This window comes from Arthrobacter sp. Y3225209 (genome assembly GCF_059090685.1).
The window spans coordinates 77,702-93,943 of sequence record NZ_JBNHFW010000001.1; the positions used below are offsets into that span (position 1 = coordinate 77,702).

General features: G+C 64.5%; 12 protein-coding genes. 5 read left to right on the top strand and 7 right to left on the bottom strand.

The annotated features are described in order from the left end of the window. Window positions 1-51: 51 nt before the first annotated feature. A complete protein-coding gene (locus AC5RVB_RS00370) occupies window positions 52-918 on the bottom strand; it encodes a sulfurtransferase (protein WP_494141699.1) in 867 nt (288 codons plus the stop codon). After that, window positions 918-1,574, bottom strand: coding sequence for an MBL fold metallo-hydrolase (locus AC5RVB_RS00375; RefSeq protein WP_494141700.1), 657 nt, complete (start codon window positions 1,572-1,574; stop codon window positions 918-920). Before AC5RVB_RS00375 ends, AC5RVB_RS00370 begins: the two co-directional genes overlap by 1 nt. 119 nt (window positions 1,575-1,693) lie before the next feature. Between AC5RVB_RS00375 and AC5RVB_RS00380 the strand changes: the two genes are divergently transcribed. After that, window positions 1,694-2,125 carry a Fur family transcriptional regulator gene (locus AC5RVB_RS00380; protein WP_494141701.1) on the top strand — a complete coding sequence of 144 codons (432 nt, stop codon included), beginning with the start codon at window positions 1,694-1,696 and terminating at the stop codon, window positions 2,123-2,125. Between the two features lie 80 nt (window positions 2,126-2,205). Here the strand turns inward: AC5RVB_RS00380 and AC5RVB_RS00385 are convergent, their stop codons facing one another. The 5 genes from AC5RVB_RS00385 to AC5RVB_RS00405 all read right to left on the bottom strand — a co-directional run bounded on the left by AC5RVB_RS00385 (window position 2,206) and on the right by AC5RVB_RS00405 (window position 7,528). Then, a complete protein-coding gene (locus tag AC5RVB_RS00385) occupies window positions 2,206-3,093 on the bottom strand; it encodes a metal ABC transporter permease (RefSeq protein ID WP_227929473.1) in 888 nt (295 codons plus the stop codon). After that, window positions 3,080-3,910 (bottom strand): metal ABC transporter ATP-binding protein, encoded by an 831-nt coding sequence (locus AC5RVB_RS00390; RefSeq protein ID WP_423723751.1) that lies wholly within the window; start codon window positions 3,908-3,910, stop codon window positions 3,080-3,082. Before AC5RVB_RS00390 ends, AC5RVB_RS00385 begins: the two co-directional genes overlap by 14 nt. Further along, entirely contained in the window at window positions 3,907-4,917 is a 1,011-nt protein-coding gene (locus tag AC5RVB_RS00395; RefSeq protein ID WP_227903399.1) for a metal ABC transporter solute-binding protein, Zn/Mn family, read from the bottom strand. Before AC5RVB_RS00395 ends, AC5RVB_RS00390 begins: the two co-directional genes overlap by 4 nt. Before the next feature lie 152 nt (window positions 4,918-5,069). After that, complete coding sequence (locus AC5RVB_RS00400; protein ID WP_227903401.1) at window positions 5,070-6,134, bottom strand: hemolysin family protein; 1,065 nt, start codon at window positions 6,132-6,134, stop codon at window positions 5,070-5,072. Continuing rightward, window positions 6,131-7,528, bottom strand: coding sequence for a hemolysin family protein (locus tag AC5RVB_RS00405; protein WP_227903403.1), 1,398 nt, complete (start codon window positions 7,526-7,528; stop codon window positions 6,131-6,133). The genes AC5RVB_RS00400 and AC5RVB_RS00405 overlap by 4 nt, the downstream gene beginning before the upstream one ends. Window positions 7,529-8,047: 519 nt before the next feature. On the opposite strand from AC5RVB_RS00405, the gene AC5RVB_RS00410 reads away from it, so the two are divergent. From AC5RVB_RS00410 to AC5RVB_RS00425, 4 genes are all read left to right on the top strand, one after another. Beyond that, on the top strand, window positions 8,048-11,869 hold the full coding sequence (locus AC5RVB_RS00410) for a multifunctional oxoglutarate decarboxylase/oxoglutarate dehydrogenase thiamine pyrophosphate-binding subunit/dihydrolipoyllysine-residue succinyltransferase subunit (protein WP_227903404.1): 3,822 nt from the start codon (window positions 8,048-8,050) through the stop codon (window positions 11,867-11,869). A gap of 61 nt (window positions 11,870-11,930) precedes the next feature. Next, window positions 11,931-12,530: a GDSL-type esterase/lipase family protein gene (locus AC5RVB_RS00415; protein WP_227903405.1), complete on the top strand. Its 600-nt coding sequence runs from the start codon at window positions 11,931-11,933 to the stop codon at window positions 12,528-12,530. 312 nt (window positions 12,531-12,842) lie between these two features. Further along, window positions 12,843-14,600, top strand: coding sequence for an ABC transporter family substrate-binding protein (locus AC5RVB_RS00420; protein WP_227903407.1), 1,758 nt, complete (start codon window positions 12,843-12,845; stop codon window positions 14,598-14,600). A gap of 106 nt (window positions 14,601-14,706) precedes the next feature. Next, window positions 14,707-16,239 carry an ABC transporter permease gene (locus tag AC5RVB_RS00425; protein WP_494141702.1) on the top strand — a complete coding sequence of 511 codons (1,533 nt, stop codon included), beginning with the start codon at window positions 14,707-14,709 and terminating at the stop codon, window positions 16,237-16,239. The last annotated feature ends 3 nt before the right edge of the window (window positions 16,240-16,242 follow it).

Consider the following 16,242-nt stretch of genomic DNA (forward strand, 5'->3'; position numbering starts at 1 on the left):
GGGCGCCCGCAGCGGCGGCGGGACGGGTCGGCCGGTAAACATGCTTCGACGCTACCCTTTTTCCGGCGGCACTTCAGCACGGCCGGCCCCCGGGCCCGTGGCCACGGGGGCGCCGGGCGTATTGGACCATTGTGACCAGGAGCCCGGGTACAGGGCCGCGGGGATGCCGGCGTAGGCCAGCGCGGCCACTTCATGGGCAGCGAAGATGCCCGAGCCGCAGTACGCTGCCACCGGGGCGCCGGGACGCACACCCAAAGCCTGGAACTCGCTCCGCAGCTCGTCCGGTGCACGGAAGGTGCCCTCCGGTGCCAGGTTGGCTGTGGACGGTCGGTTGACGGCTCCCGGAATGTGCCCGGCACGGGGGTCCACCGGCTCCGTGTCACCGCGGTAGCGTTCCGGTGCGCGGGAGTCGATCAGTGTTCCCGCCGCAGCAACCCCGTCCACGTCCGCAAGGCCGGCTACGGGCATATGGCCCCAGGAGAACTGCGCGGTTCCCTCCGTTGCCTTCACCGGCCCGCTCTCCAGTGCCAGGCCTGCAGCCCGCCAGGCGCCCAGCCCGCCGTCGAGAAGACGCACGTCGTTCCACCCCGCGTGCCGCAGCAGCCACCAGGCGCGGGCAGCTGCGGTGCCGCCGGCGTCGTCGTAAACAACCGCCGCATCCCCCTGGTTCAGCCCCCAGCTACGCGCGGCATCAGCGAATGCAGCCGGATCCGGCAGCGGGTGGCGGCCCTCCGCGGGAACGGCAGGTGCGGACAGCTCGGTATCCATATCCACGTAGACCGCGCCCGGAAGGTGCTCCCGCAGGTACTTCCCGCGGCCGTCACTGGCTCCGAGCACCCACCGCACATCCAGCAGCACCGGCGGACGGTCCGAGCCGAGGGCCTGTGCCAGTTCCTGCACCGAAATTACTACGTCCACTACAGGTCCACGGATTCGCCGGAGTCCAGGTGGCGGAACTCGGTGCCGTAGGTTTTCCCGAAACGGGTAACGTGCCCCTCGACCATGCCCAGTCCGGTCTCGTTCAGGAGTGCGTCGTGGATGTTGTACGCCCGCTCGGCGCCGGTGGCGATCACGAAATCGAGCACCTCCCCCACCTTGGACCACGGGGCATGCACCGGTACCAGCACGGTCCGAGGACGCAGCCCGTTGGGAACAACAAAGGAATCACCGGGGTGATAGACCCGCCCTTCCACGAGGTAGCCGATATTCGCCACCATCGGAATCAGGGGATGGATGAGGGCATGCTGGCCGCCAAAGGACTGGATACCAAAACCGGCTATGGTGAAGCTCGCGTTGGGCTCCACGTCATGGATGCGCCCGGCGAGGTCCCCGGCTTCCGCGCGCAGGGAATCTGCGAGGGACTTCGGTGCGTACAGCTCCAGGCCGGGCTGTTTCTGCATCTGCGCAAATACCCGGGAACGGTCCAGGTGGTCTGCGTGCTCATGGGTGACCAGGACGGCGTTCGCATCCTCGAGGGCAGTCTCGACTTCGGAAAAAGTCCCGGGATCCAGGACAAGGACACTGCCGCCTTGCTCGAAGCGGACACAGGAATGCGTGTACTTCGTCATTTTCATAGCGCCACCCTACTCTGCGCTGCCCGGGCCCGGCAGGGTTCCGGCCGGGCCCGGGGATTCACCCGCCGGCTGATAATCTAGACGGAGTGTCCGTACACCTACTGCCGGGAGGGGAATCCGTGTCATCCGAGACATCCCGGCCGTCCAAACGCGCACCGGAACAGCGGGTGACCCGCCAGCGGCTTGCCGTGGGGCGCACCTTGGACGAGCTGGACGATTTTGTCAGTACCCAGGAGCTGTTCCGGCTGCTGCAGGAACGCGGGGAACGCGTTTCGCTGGCCACCACCTACCGCATCCTGCAGTCCATGACGGATGAGAACCTGGTGGATGTGCTGCGCAACGGTGACGGCGAGGCAATTTACCGGCGCTGCGCCGTCGAGCACCACCACCACCATCTGGTCTGCCGCGACTGCGGAAAGGCAGTGGAAGTGGAGGCGCCGGCTGTTGAATCCTGGGCGGCGGGCCTCGGCGCCCGGCACGGCTTCACCGATGTGGCCCATACCGTGGAGGTTTTCGGGCTCTGCCCGGAGTGCAGCGCCCGTAAGGCCTAGCGGGGCGCCCGTAGGCCCGGCTCGGCGCGGCAAGGCCCGGCTCGGCGCGGCACGAGGCCGGCGGGCCGCAACAGGCTCAGTCAGGCGCCGGCAGTGGCGGTGTTCCTGCTGAGTTCCCGCCGTCCGCGCCCGGTCCGGAACCGGCGGATAAGCCGGCAGACCAAGTAGATGGCAAAGGACACGGTGGTTACGTACGGGCTGATCGGAATGCGGCCGCCCAGAGCCAGCAGGATCCCGCCCACGGACGAGACCAGGGCAAAGGCGACGCTGAGGAACACCACCAGCCGTGGCGAGGAGGTCACCAGCAGGGCCGCTGCGGCCGGGGTAATCAGCAGCGACAGCACCAGCAGCGCCCCCACCACCTGGATGGACAGCGCCACGGCCAGTCCGAGCAGGAACATAAAGACAATGGAGAGCACCCGTACCGGCACGCCACGCGCTTCGGCCAGGTCCGGGTCAGCGCTGGCAAAGGTCAGCGGACGCCAGATGAACAGCAGGGCGGCAACCACCACCGCGGCAACACCCGCCAGCAGGTTCAGCTGCACGGTGTCCACGGCAACGATCTGGCCGGTGAGCAGACCGAATTTGTTGGCTGAGCGGCCCTCGTAGAGGCTCAGGAACAGGATGCCCAGGCCCAGGCCAAAGGGCATAATGACGCCGATGATCGAGTTGCGGTCCCTGGCCCGCAGACCCATCACCGCCAGCAGCACGGCCGCTGCCACCGAGCCGGCAAGGGACCCGATCACCACGTTAACGCCGATCAGCAGGGCAAAAGAGGCCCCGGCGAAGGACAGCTCGGCAATGCCGTGCACCGCGAAGGCCAGGTCCCGCATCAGGACGAACGTGCCGATCAGCCCGCCGACAAGGCCCAGGATGGCGGCTGCCCAGATGGAGTTCTGGACCAGGGGCAAAAGCTCCCCGTAATCACTGAAATCGAAAACCGCCTCGAAGAAGCTACGCAGGTCCAAGATCACCCTCGCTCTCTCCGTGGTGGTGTGTGGTGGCGTCGGGGATACCCAGCACCACTATCCGTCCGTGGCTGCGCAGCACTTCCACGCGGCTGCCGTACATTTCCGAGAGCACGTCGCTGCGCAGCACCTCGGACGGTGTTCCGGTGCGGAACTGGCCCCCGGCCAGATACAGGACACGGTCCACATATTCGATCACCGGGTTGATCTCATGGGTCACGAAAACCACGGCAGAGCCGTCGTCGTGGCAGCGCCGTTCGATGAGAGAACTGATGGCCTGCTGATGATGCAGGTCCAGGGAAAGCAGCGGTTCGTCGCAGAGCAGCAGATCGGGGTTCGTTGCCAGTGCCTGGGCGGCGCGCAGCCGCTGCAGCTCTCCTCCGGAGAGGCGTCCCACGGGTTCGTCCGCATAGGCCAGTGCGCCCACCTGCTCCAGCAGCCGGTCCACCCGGCGGCGCACCGGCGCGCGGCGCAGCCGCAGCCCCCAGTGGTCGCCATCAACTCCGAGGCCCACCAGGTCCCGGCCGCGCAGCGGAGTGCCGGGGCTGAAGGACTTCTGCTGCGGAATGTAGCCGATGTCCCTGCTGCCGCGGTGCACATTGCGGCCGTTGATGGTGACGGTGCCGCCGCTGAGCGGCTGCAGGCCGAGCAGGACTTTCAGGAAACTGGTTTTGCCCGAGCCGTTGGGGCCCAGCACTGCCAGGAATTCGCCGGCGTTAATGTCCAGGTCGAGGTTCTTCCAGAGCGTGCGCTCACCAAATGAGAGCCCTGCGTCGCGCAGGCGCACTACCGGCGACGGAGCCGCTGCGGGCGTCACTGCAGGACACCTTCAATGGCCTCGGTATTCGCTGCCATCCACTGCAGGTAGTCCTGGCCCTCGGGCAGGGTCTCGGAGAAGTCCAGCACGGGGACGCCTTCGGCCAGTGCCGCTTCGCGTACGGCTTCGGTCTGCGGGGTGGAGGTTTGTTCGTTGTAGCCAAGGAAGACGATGGAACCGCCGGTGACCAGGTCCTGCATCTCCTTGAGCACCTGCGGCGGCACGTCGGCGCCCTCTTCCACGGCTTCGGTGAAGTCGGACGGGGTGGCATTGTGGAGCCCTGCTTCCTCCACCAGGTAATCCGGCACCGGCTCGGTCAGGGCCACGTCACGGCCGTCCGCCACGGGACGCATGGCGGCCAGGGCGGCATTGATGTCCTCGATCCCCGCGTTGAAGTCCGCGGCATTGCTGCGGAAGGTTTCGGCGGCGTCGGGGTCGAGCTCAGCGAGCCGTTCGGCCGCTGCCTCAGCGAGCAGGCCCATCGCCTCGGGGCTGTACCAGACGTGCTCGTTGAAGGAACCGTGGCTGTGCCCTTCGTGGGAGTGCCCAGCATCGGCGTGGTCCTCTTCGGCGTGGTCCTCTTCCGAGTGGCCCTCTTCTTCGGAGTGGTCAGCTTCGGAACCCTCGAGTCCGGAGATCTCCACCGCGTTGAGGATGTCATCCTCCGGAACGCCTTCATCGGCAGCCAGCTTTTCCATGAAACTGTCATACCCTCCGCCGTTGAGCACCACCAGGTCAGCCTTGGACACGGCGAGCCGGTCCCTGGCCGTGGCCTCATAGGAGTGCGGATCCTGGCTCGGCCGGTCAATCAGCGCGGTGACTTCAACCTTGTCCCCGCCGACGCTGGAAAGGATGCTGCCGTAGACGTCGGTGGAAGCCACCACGTTCACCGTGCCGCCGCCGCCGGAACCGCCGGAGGCATCGCCGCCTCCGCCGCTGCAGCCAGTAAGGACCAGTGCTGCTGCGGCAAGGACGGTTCCGGCCAGGCGGGCGGGGGTACGGCGCATAAGTTCAATATCCCTGGGTTAGGTGGTGGCATGGACGGCAGGACAGGCCGGCGCCGGCGCCTGACGGCAGCGCCGCAGACTGCCGGCCCGGCAGCGAAAGCCTCTACAGCATAACCTAAACGCGAACCATTCGCATCTAGACTTCCCGCCCTTTAGAGGCTTTCCCCGGTGCGGCGGAAGCCCTGCGCCTGGGTGGCGTCCCGGATCTCGCCCACCAGCTGTTCAATGATGTCCTCAAGGAACAGCACTCCCCGGGTGCTTCCGTCCGGTGCCAGCACACGGGCAAGGTGCGAACCCGTCCGCTGCATCACCGCCAGCGCGTCTTCTATTTCGTCATCGAGGCGCAGGTTCGCCAGGGTGCGCACCTTGTTCTCGGTGATCGGCCGTTCGTACGCCTCCGGCGGGATGGACATGATGTCTTTCAAATGCATGTAACCGGTCAGGTTGCCTGCTTCATCCACCAGCACAAAGCGGGAGAAGCCGGTCCGGCCCACTGCCCGTTCAAACTCTTCCGGAGTGGAATCAGTCCGCAGCGTCACCAGCTCATCCAGCGGCACCATGACCGTTCCGGCGCTTTGCCCGGAAAACTCCAGCGCACCCGAAATCACGCCTGAATTATCCGCCACGGTGCCAAGCTTCGTGGATTCCTCCACGATGGACTGCATCTCCTCAAGCGTGAAGGCCGAGGCAACCTCGTCCTTGGGCGTTATGCCCACCACGCGCAGGGCATGGTTGGCGAGCCAGTTCAGTGCGGCAATGACCGGCCGGACAAGTTTGGAAATGAAGACCAGCGGCGGCGCGAGCAGCAGCACGGCCCGGTCCGCCACGGACACCGAGATGTTCTTGGGGACCATCTCGCCGATGGTGACGTGCAGGAAAGTGACCAGCAGCAGCGCCACCAGGAACCCCGCGCCGTCCGCGGCCTCAGTCGGCAGCCCCACTGCTTCCAGCGGAACCGAGAGCAGATGGTGGATGGCCGGCTCGGCTACGGAGAGGATCAGGAGGGAGCACACGGTAATGCCCAGCTGGGCGCAGGCGAGCATCAGGGAAACATGCTCCATGGCCCACAGTGTTGTCCTGGCCCGTTTGGAACCGGCTTCCGCATAGGGCTCAATCTGGCTGCGCCGGGCGGACATCACGGCAAACTCGGCACCAACGAAGAAGGCATTGCCCAGCAACAGGACGACCAGCCAGAAAATCCCTGCCAGATCGCTCATCGGATGCCCTCCCTTCGTGCCGAACGGTCCTTACGGGCCTCGGCCCGCGGTGCTTCCATGTTGTCCTGATGCTCGGTGGGATGCTCCCCTTCGCTGTCTTCCGCAACGGGGATAAAGCTGACCCGGTCAATCCGGCGGCCGTCCATGCGTTCCACTTCCAGCATTCCGCCGGGAACCTCCACGCGGTCCCCCGCTTCCGCAATGCGGCCGAGTTCGGCCATGATGTAGCCGCCCACGGTTTCATACCCGGCTTCATCGGGCATCCGCAGCAGCGGCACCAGTGCGGAGACCTCATCCGGACGCATGATCCCGGGGAAGTACCAGGCACCGGATGCACTCTGCAGCACCCCGGGCTTGGCTTTGTCGTGTTCGTCCGAGACTTCCCCGACGATCTCCTCCACGAGGTCCTCCAAGGTGGCGACGCCGGCGGTTCCACCGTATTCATCGAGCACGACGGCGAGCTGCAGGTTGGCGTTGCGGAGTTCGGAAAGCAGCGAATCCAGGTGCACCGTTTCCGGCACCCGGAGAATGTCGCTCATGATCGCGGCGGCAGGCAGCGTTGCGCGTTTGCTGCGGGGCACCGCCACGGCCTTTTTCACATGCACGACACCGCGGATGTCATCCGGGGAATCCCCCAGCACCGGGAACCGGGAATAGCCGGTCCGGCGGGCCGCTTCAATCACGTCTGCGACGGGCTGCTCGGCGTCGATGGTCTCGAGCCGGATACGCGGGGTCATAACATCCGCCGCAGTGCGCCCCGCAAAGGAGAACGTCCGGGAGAGGAAGGCCGCGGTGTTTTTATCCAGTGTGCCCATCTCAGCGGACCGGCGTGCCATCGAGGACAGTTCAGCCGGGGTGCGTGCACCACTGACCTCTTCCTTGGCTTCGAGGCCGAAGAGATGCAGGATGCGGTTGGCGAACCCGTTCAGCAGCAGCACCGCGGGCTTGAAGACCACGGTGAAGGCCAGCTGCGGGCGTGCCAGTGCCTTGCCTACCCGGAAGGGCATGGCGATGGACATGTTCTTGGGGATCAGTTCACCCAGCAGCATGGACAGGAACGTAGCCAGGATCATTGCGACGGTAACCGAGACCGAGTCAACCAGCAGGGGCGGCAGTCCCAGCCCGGCCAGCGGGCCTTCCAGCAGGCGTCCCACGGACGGCTCCATGACGAAGCCGGTCAGCAGGGTTGTCAGGGTGATGCCCAGCTGGCAGCTCGAGAGCTGGGTGGAGAGCGTGGTCAGGCACCGAAGCAGGGGTTCAGCGGCCTTATCGCCGTTTTCCACCGCGCGGCGTACGGCCGGCTGGTCCAGGGCGACGAGCGAAAATTCCACGGCAACGAAAAAACCGGTACCGAGAATAAGGAGCAGACCGAAGAAGAGGTAGAGCCATTCCATATCAGGCCCTCACCGCCACTTCGCCGCAGCGCCGGGCCGGGATTGCGGCGGGCTCCCTTAAAGAAAGAGGCAAGGCCCGGGGAAACCGGGAAACAGGCGCTGCCGGGATACGTTCAGACGGAGGGTGGTCGGCTAAGGCCGGACTGGAAGGCTCCGATGAAGCGGCAGGCGAATGCTGGGTGGATCGGGCGCGGGATTTGCCGGCTCGGGGCGAACCGGCAGCGGGAGCCGCAGTCCGGGACGCAGGCCGGCGCCTAGAAAAACTGTCCATAGGAGAGTCAGTTTACAGGTTCGGGGCACGCCCGCCACAGGTGCCTGCTACAGCGCTTGCCGGCAGATCGCGCCGGGTGTACTTCACGCAACCCGGCGGGATTGGCCAGTTCTTCGAATATGTCACTAGACTGGCATGAAGTCTCGGTCACTGCGCACCGGGCCGCACCAACAAGTTCTTGTAGCGGAACCGCTCAGATCATGGTGCCATCAGGGCAAACGGCAACTCATGGAAGAGGCGTATATCTAGTGCCAGACCAATCCAACCACCGCCTGCCGGAAGAATTCGGCGGCAACGAGTGGCTTGTCGATGAACTGTACGAACAGTATTTGTCGAACAAGGATTCCGTTGACAAAAAGTGGTGGAGCATCTTCGAGTCCTTCAAGGCTGAAGACTCCCAGTCAGACAACGGCTCCAACGGGAAGGCATCCGGCTCTCCCTCAGAACTCGGCGCAAACCCGGTAACCAGGCAGCTGCCCGTAGTGAAGGCCGAGTCCACGGCCCCCAACGCACCCAAGGCGTCCGGTGAGTCCCCCGCTGCAACGCAGCAGTCGGGCAAACCGCCGGTGGCCAAGGAAAAGCCGAAGGCCGAGCCCGCCCCGCAGCAGGCCGCCAAGAGCGATCCGGCCCCCAAGGCTGCGCCCATCCCGGCCCAGCTGCCCAAAACCCAGCCCAGCGACGCTGCTGCGGAAGAGGACAAGGTCACCGTCCTGCGCGGACCGGCCAAGGCCATCGCCACCAACATGGACCTCAGCCTGAGCGTTCCCACGGCCACCACGGTTCGCGCCGTGCCGGCCAAGCTGCTCATTGACAACCGCATTGTCATCAACAGCCACCTGGAGCGGGCACGCGGCGGCAAGGTGTCCTTCACCCACCTCCTGGGCTACGCCATCATCCGCGCCGCAGCCCAGTTCCCTTCCATGAACGTGCATTACGACGAAGTGGACGGCAAGCCCGTTGCCGTCCAGCCGGCGCACGTGAACTTCGGCCTGGCCATCGACATGCCCAAGCCGGACGGCACCCGCCTGCTGGTGGTGCCGAACATCAAGAAGGCCGAAACGCTGAACTTCTCGGAGTTCTGGCACGCCTACGAGGATCTGGTCAAGCGTGCCCGCGCCGGCAAGCTCGGCGCCGACGATTACCGCGGCACCACCATTTCCCTGACCAACCCCGGCGGTATCGGCACCGTGCATTCGGTTCCCCGCCTTTCCAAGGGCCAGGCCGCCATCATCGGCGCCGGCGCCCTTGAGTACCCGGCTGAATTCCAGGGTGCCAATGAGAAGATCCTTGCCCGCAACGCGATCAGCAAGATCATCACGCTGACCTCCACGTATGACCACCGCGTCATCCAGGGTGCCGGCAGCGGCGAGTTCCTGCGCATCATCCACCAGCTCCTGCTCGGCGAGCAGGGCTTCTACGACGAGATCTTCGAATCCCTGCGGATCCCGTACGAGCCCGTGCGCTGGAGCCCTGACATCCAGGTGAACCCGGATGAGCAGATCAACAAGGTTGCCCGCATCCAGCAGCTCATCCACGCCTACCGCGTGCGCGGCCACCTGATGGCCGACACGAACCCGCTGGAATACGTCCAGCGCCGGCACGCCGATCTGGACATCCTGAACCACGGCCTCACGCTGTGGGACCTGGACCGGGAGTGGCCGACAGGCGGCTTCGGCGGCAAGCCGATGCTGAAGCTGCGCAAGATCCTCGGTGTCCTGCGGGACGCGTACTGCCGCACCGCCGGCATTGAGTACATGCACATCCAGGATCCCGAAGAGCGCCAGTGGTTCCAGGACCGCCTGGAAACCAAGTACACCAAGCCGAACCGCGAAGAGCAGCTGCGCATCCTCAGCAAGCTCAACGCCGCGGAAGCGTTTGAAACCTTCCTGCAGACCAAGTTCGTTGGCCAGAAGCGCTTCTCCCTGGAGGGCGGCGAATCCCTGATTCCGCTGCTGGACGCCGTGATTTCGGGGGCAGCCGACGACGGCCTCGAAGAGGTCGGCATCGGCATGGCCCACCGCGGGCGCCTCAACGTCCTGACGAACATTGCCGGCAAGACCTATGCCCAGGTCTTCCGCGAGTTCGAAGGAACCCAGGATCCGCGCAGCGTGCAGGGTTCGGGCGATGTGAAGTACCACCTCGGCACCGAGGGAACCTTCACCTCCGATAACGGCAACCAGACCAAGATCTACCTGGCCGCCAACCCCTCCCACCTTGAGGCCGGAGACTCGGTTCTTGAAGGCATTGTCCGCGCCAAGCAGGACCGGTTGGACAAGGGCGACGAGTTCCCCGTCCTGCCGATCCTGATTCACGGCGATGCGGCGTTCGCAGGCCAGGGCGTGGTGGCGGAAACGCTGAACCTCTCCCAGCTGCGCGGCTACCGCACCGGCGGCACCATTCACGTGGTGGTCAACAACCAGGTGGGCTTCACCACCTCCCCCACCTCCTCACGCTCCTCGGTTTACTCCACCGACGTGGCGAAGATGGTCCAGGCACCGATCTTCCACGTCAACGGAGACGACCCCGAAGCAGTGGTCCGGGTGGGCCAGCTGGCTTACGAATACCGCCAGCGGTTCCATAAGGACGTTGTCATCGACATGGTCTGCTACCGCCGCCGCGGCCACAACGAAGGCGACGATCCTTCGATGACGCAGCCGATGATGTACAGCCTGATCGAGGCCAAGCGCTCGGTGCGCAAGCTCTACACCGAGTCCCTGATCGGACGCGGCGACATCAGCCAGGAAGAGGCCGAGCAGGCGCTGCGCGACTACCAGGGCCGCCTCGAGCGGGTCTTCGCTGAGACGCACGCTGCCCAGACCTCCCCGATCCCGGTCATCACGAAGGACTCGGAAGCGGTTTCCGACCTGGAGCGGCCCGCCGCCCAGCAGGAGGGCACCACCATCATCAAGCCGGCCAGCACGGCGGTTTCGGCAGAGGTCCTGGCCCACATCGGCAAGGCCCACGTGGCGGTGCCGGAAGGCTTCACCATCCACCCGAAGCTCAAGTCCCTGCTGGAGAAGCGCGAGCAGATGTCCCGCGAGGGCAACATCGACTGGGGCTTCGCCGAGATTGCCGCCTTCGGCACCCTGCTGATGGAGGGTGTCCCGGTACGCCTCGCCGGGCAGGACTCGCGGCGCGGAACGTTCACCCAGCGCCACGCCGTCTTCCATGACCGCGCCACCGGCGAAGAGTGGATGCCGCTGGCCGAGCTGGACCCGAACCAGGCGAAGCTGTGGATCTACGATTCCCTGCTGTCCGAATTCGCTGCCATGGGCTTCGAATACGGCTACTCCGTGGAGCGTCCGGATGCACTGGTGCTCTGGGAAGCCCAGTTCGGTGACTTCGTCAACGGTGCACAGACCATCATTGACGAGTTCATTTCCTCGGCCGAGCAGAAGTGGGGCCAGCGTTCGTCGCTGGTGCTGATGCTTCCGCACGGCTACGAAGGACAGGGCCCGGACCACTCCTCCGCCCGGATCGAGCGCTTCCTGCAGATGTGCGCGGAAGACAACATGATTGTTGCCAACCCCACCACGGGTGCCTCGCACTTCCACCTGCTGCGCCGCCAGGCCTACAGCCGTCCGCGGAAGCCGCTGGTGATCTTCACGCCGAAGCAGCTGCTGCGCCTTAAGGCTGCCGCGACGTCGGTGGATGAGTTCACGCACGGCGAGTTCCAGCCGGTCATCCCCGAGCACGCGGAACTGGATGCAAACGCCGTGGACCGGGTCCTGCTGGTGTCCGGACGCCTGTACTACGATCTGCTGGCCAACCGCCAGAAGACCGGCGACGAAAAGACGGCTATCGTCCGCGTGGAGCAGCTCTACCCGCTTCCGGTGGAAGAGATCCGCGCTGCCGTTGGCAAGTACCCGAATGCGGAGATTGTCTGGGCACAGGACGAACCGGCGAACCAGGGTCCGTGGCCGTTCATCGGCCTGAACCTGCCGCAGTACCTGGACAGCCGGCTCCGCCTGGTTTCCCGTCCGGCGTCGGCGTCCACCGCTACGGGTTCGGCCAAGCGCCACGCCGTGGAGCAGGACATCCTCGTGAAAAAGGCCTTCGAACGGCAGTAGGCTACGTTTGGGTGGGGCGCTTCGGCGTCCCACCCTGTTTTTTGACCCGAGAAGGTGACTAGTGGAACAACGCAGAATCCGGCTTGCTGCGGTAGGTGACGAGCTATTGGCCGGACACGGGGATCCGCGGGCACTTGGCTGGCTGGGCCGTGTCCTGGCCCGGACCTCGCCGGAGAACGTAAACCTGCAGGCATACAGCCTCGCGGCCCCGCACGAAGGCACCGAGGCCCTGGCCAACCGGTGGCTCGCCGAGGCCGGACGGCGCTTTGATGACGGCTGCGAAAACCGTCTGGTCATTGGTCTCTCCGACCGTGACCTGGACCTGGAACTCACCACCGCACGGAGCAGGCTGAACCTGGCCAACATCCTCGACGGTGCCGCCCAGATGAGCATCAAGGTGTTCGTCGTCGGGCCTCCCCCGGGACTGGACCCGGAACGTAACCGCAAGCTCGCGGACCTCTCCGCAGCCTTCGGCGACGTCACCACCCGCCGCAAGCATGTCTACGTGGACACGCTGAGCCCGCTGCTGAACCACGAACAGTGGCGCAACGACCTCGCTGCGAACGGCGGCACCCCCGGACAGGCCGGCTACGGCCTGATGGCCTGGCTGGTGCTGCACCGCGGCTGGTACCAGTGGCTGGACCTCCCCGACATGAATTAGCGGGCACGAATAAGCCCGGCATGACGATGAGCCTGCACGGCAGGCACCGGCTCCGTAAGAGATCACGGACCCGGACAGGCAGGCCCCTGCGGAATATATCCGCAGGGGCCTTTGTGTCACTACTGGCAGCTTTGCGTCTTTTTGTTCCCCCGGTTGACCACGATCAGGTAACGATCAGTTAACAACATGTAACTTGTCTCACAGCCGAAACATTTAGTGGCTAGTGTTTCTCCACATGTGGCGGCTATCACTGGCCGCTTGGGGGGCCATCTTTGGTGGTTCCTGACTCCTCATCACCAGTTAGGACTACAGATGCGTACTAAGCGCACGGCAGCTCTTGCCGCACTTTCCGTGGGGGCCCTGTTCCTTGGCGCCTGCGGATCCGCCGGGGGCGGAAACGAAAGCGACGGGGAAACCGCTCAGGCGGAGAACCTTGCCTCAACCATTACGGTTGCCATCAGCCAGGCACCAGATGCCTACAACTCCGGCACGGCCAACACCAACAGCTCGTACAACAGCTACGTTGACAACCTGGTGCACAGCAACTTTGTGGAATACAGCCCCAACGGCATCATCCACGACGAGGAGTTCGGCACCTTCGAAAAGACCAGTGACGATCCCCTGACGGTGAAATACACCATCAACGAGGACGCCAAGTGGTCCGACGGCACCCCCATCGACTTTGATGACGTGCTGCTGAACTGGGCCGCCTACTCCGGCAAGACCGTGGGCGCTGACGGCGAGAACATCTTCCAGCCTTCCTCCACCAACGGTTACTCGCAGACCAAGATGATCGAGGGCGAGGCTGGCGCCAAGGAATTCGAGATGGTTTTCGAAACTCCTTACGCTGACTGGGAAGCCATGATGATCGGCCCGATCATGCCGGCTCACATTGCTGCCGAGCAGGGCGGCCTTAGCGTTGAAAACAACGGCGAAGCCCTGGTCAAGGCCATCCAGGACAACGACACCGCAGCGCTGACTCCGGTCGCCGAGTTCTGGAACACCGGCTGGAACTATGAAGCCGACCTGACCGCCCTCCCGGATGCCGCACTGATCCCCTCCTCTGGTCCGTACGTGCTGGACAATGCCACCGACGGCACGTTGACCCTGAAGGTCAACGAAAACTACTGGGGCGAGGCACGCAAGGGCCAGACCGAGAACATCGTCTTCAAGGCCATCGAGGACACCGAAGCCGTGCAGGCACTGCAGAACGGTGATGTTGACATCATCGAGCCGTCCGGCCCGACCGTCGACACCAAGACCTCCATCGAGAACATCGGTGAGAGCGTCACCATGCTCACCGGCCCGGAACTGACCTTCAGCCACATTGACCTGGACCAGTCCGAGAACGGCGTCTTCAAGGACCTGGCCGTACGCCAGGCCTTCGCCAAGTGCGTACCGCGCGAGGACATCGTCGAGAAGTTCGCCAAGCCCATCGATGAGAACGCCACCGTCGACAACCTGCGCGAATACCAGCCCGGCCAGGAAGATTACGAAGAGGTCCTGGCCGGCGCACCGTCCGCCAGCGAGTACGACGAAGTCGACATCGAAGGTGCCAAGAAACTCCTTGCCGACGCCGGCAAGACCGAGCCTGTTTCGGTCCGCCTGATGTTCTCCTCCACGAGCCAGCTGCGTGCGGACATCGTGACCCTGATCAAGACCTCGTGCGACCAGGCCGGGTTCGAGATTGTTCCTACCCCGGACAAGGACTGGAGCGCCAAGCTCAATGAACCCGGCGCCTGGGATGCCATCCTCTTCGCCTGGGCCGGTTCCGGCCTGGCTGCCAGCGCCCAGTCCATCTACGTCTCCGACGGCGAGCAGAACTACGGCAAGTTCGCCAGCGAAGAACTGGACAAGATCTGGGACCAGATCGCCCAGTCCACTGACGACGAAGAAGTCAAGGAACTGAAGACCCAGGCCGAGGAAATCCTCGCTGCCGAGGTCTACAACGTGGTTCTCTACGCGAACTCCGGAGTGGTTGCCCACTCCTCCAAGATGGAGAACGTTGAACTGAACCCGAGCCAGAACGGCATCACCTGGAATGCCTACAAGTGGACAAAGCAGGCCTAGCAAAAGCACCACGCTAGCCGTGTGAGAGGCGGGGATGGTCAGACCTCGGTCTGCCCATCCCCGCCTTGTGCACGCGGTGTCCAGTCCCACCCCCAAGGAGCCTTCGGTGTTCTACTTCATTCTCAAAAGAGCGGTGACCTCGTTCTTTATCCTTCTGGCCGCCACGGCGCTGATGTTCGTCCTGGCCGTCAATTCAGGCGATCCGTTCTGGGATCTGGCCGAACTGCGCAGTACGGACAAAGAGTCCCGCATCGCTGCCCGGACCGAGGCCATGCACCTGGATCAGCCCGTGTATATCAGGTACCTGCTGTGGCTGCAGGAGATCGGCCGCTGCGTCATCCCCGGCGGCGCCCAGTGCACCCTTGGCCTGGACCGGGTAGGGAACCCGGTGATCGACCAGCTGCAGTCCGCTGCCGGATCCACCTTCCGCCTCGTACTCGTCGCCACGGTCCTGGCCATCATCCTCGGCGTCCTGGTAGGCGTCGTCACCGCCCTGCGCCAGTACAGCGTGTTTGACTACTCGATTACCTTCGTCGCATTCCTGCTCTTCTCCATGCCGCTGTTCTGGCTCTCCACCCTGCTCAAGCAGTACCTGGCCATCGGCCTCAACACCTGGCTCGCGAATCCGGCAATGTCCTATCTGGGCCTATTGATGATGGGACTGATAGCGGGAGTTATCTGGATGATCGTGATCGGCGGAGACCGTAAGCGCCGTCTGCAGGTATTCGCCATAGCCGCAGTGGCTACCTCGGGCACCTTCCTGGTGCTGCTGGAAACCAACTGGTTCAAGACCCCCGGATTCGGTCCCGTGGGTATCCTCGTCAGCGCATTCGCCATTGCCGTGGGCGTCACCGCCCTCTTCGCGGGCTTCCGCCGCCGCAGGATCGTGTATGCCGCTCTTGCCACTGCAGCCACGGGGTTTGTCGGTTACTTGGTCACCATGAACATCATGGAAGATCCCAACTGGCTCACCATCGCCGGCCTGGCCATCGTGACCCTTGCGGTCTCCGCCGCCATCGGCCATTTCGTGGGCGGCCCGTATGCCAAGCAGGCCCGCACCCTGACAGCCGTCATCGGTCTGCTGATCGGTTTTATCGTTTTCGTGGATTCCCTGCTGCACGCCTACCCCTCGCTTTCACAGAAGAACGGCGGCCGTCCGATTCCCACCACCGGATCCTCCACCCCCAACCTGGAGGGCACGTTCTGGGAGGTGAACCTGGACTACGCGCTGTACCTGGTGCTGCCAACGATCGCCATCATGCTGATTTCCTTCGCCATGTACACCCGCTACACCCGGGCAAGCCAGCTCGATGTGATGACCCAGGACTACATCCGCACCGCGCGCGCGAAGGGCCTGAGCGAGCGCACCGTGATTGTCAAGCACGCCTTCCGCAACGCGATGATCCCCATCACCACGCTGATGGCCTTCGACTTCGCCGGTGTGCTTGGCGGAGCAGTCATTACGGAGGCCGTGTTCGGCTGGAACGGCATGGGCAAAATGTTCACTGACGGGCTGTCCAACGTGGATCCCAACGTGATCATGGCATTCTTCCTCGTCACGGCTGTTGCCGCCGTGACCTTCAATATGCTGGCCGACATCGCCTACGCGTTCCTCGACCCGCGCATCAGCCTGAACTGATTG

Bases quoted from the DNA above. Each gene is read 5' to 3' on its own strand.
- AC5RVB_RS00400 (WP_227903401.1), bottom strand. From the start codon at position 6,134: ATGAGCGATCTGGCAGGGATTTTCTGGCTGGTCGTCCTGTTGCTGGGC.
- AC5RVB_RS00395 (WP_227903399.1), bottom strand. From the start codon at position 4,917: ATGCGCCGTACCCCCGCCCGCCTGGCCGGAACCGTCCTTGCCGCAGCA.
- AC5RVB_RS00375 (WP_494141700.1), bottom strand. From the start codon at position 1,574: ATGAAAATGACGAAGTACACGCATTCCTGTGTCCGCTTCGAGCAAGGC.
- AC5RVB_RS00405 (WP_227903403.1), bottom strand. From the start codon at position 7,528: ATGGAATGGCTCTACCTCTTCTTCGGTCTGCTCCTTATTCTCGGTACC.
- AC5RVB_RS00420 (WP_227903407.1), top strand. From the start codon at position 12,843: ATGCGTACTAAGCGCACGGCAGCTCTTGCCGCACTTTCCGTGGGGGCC.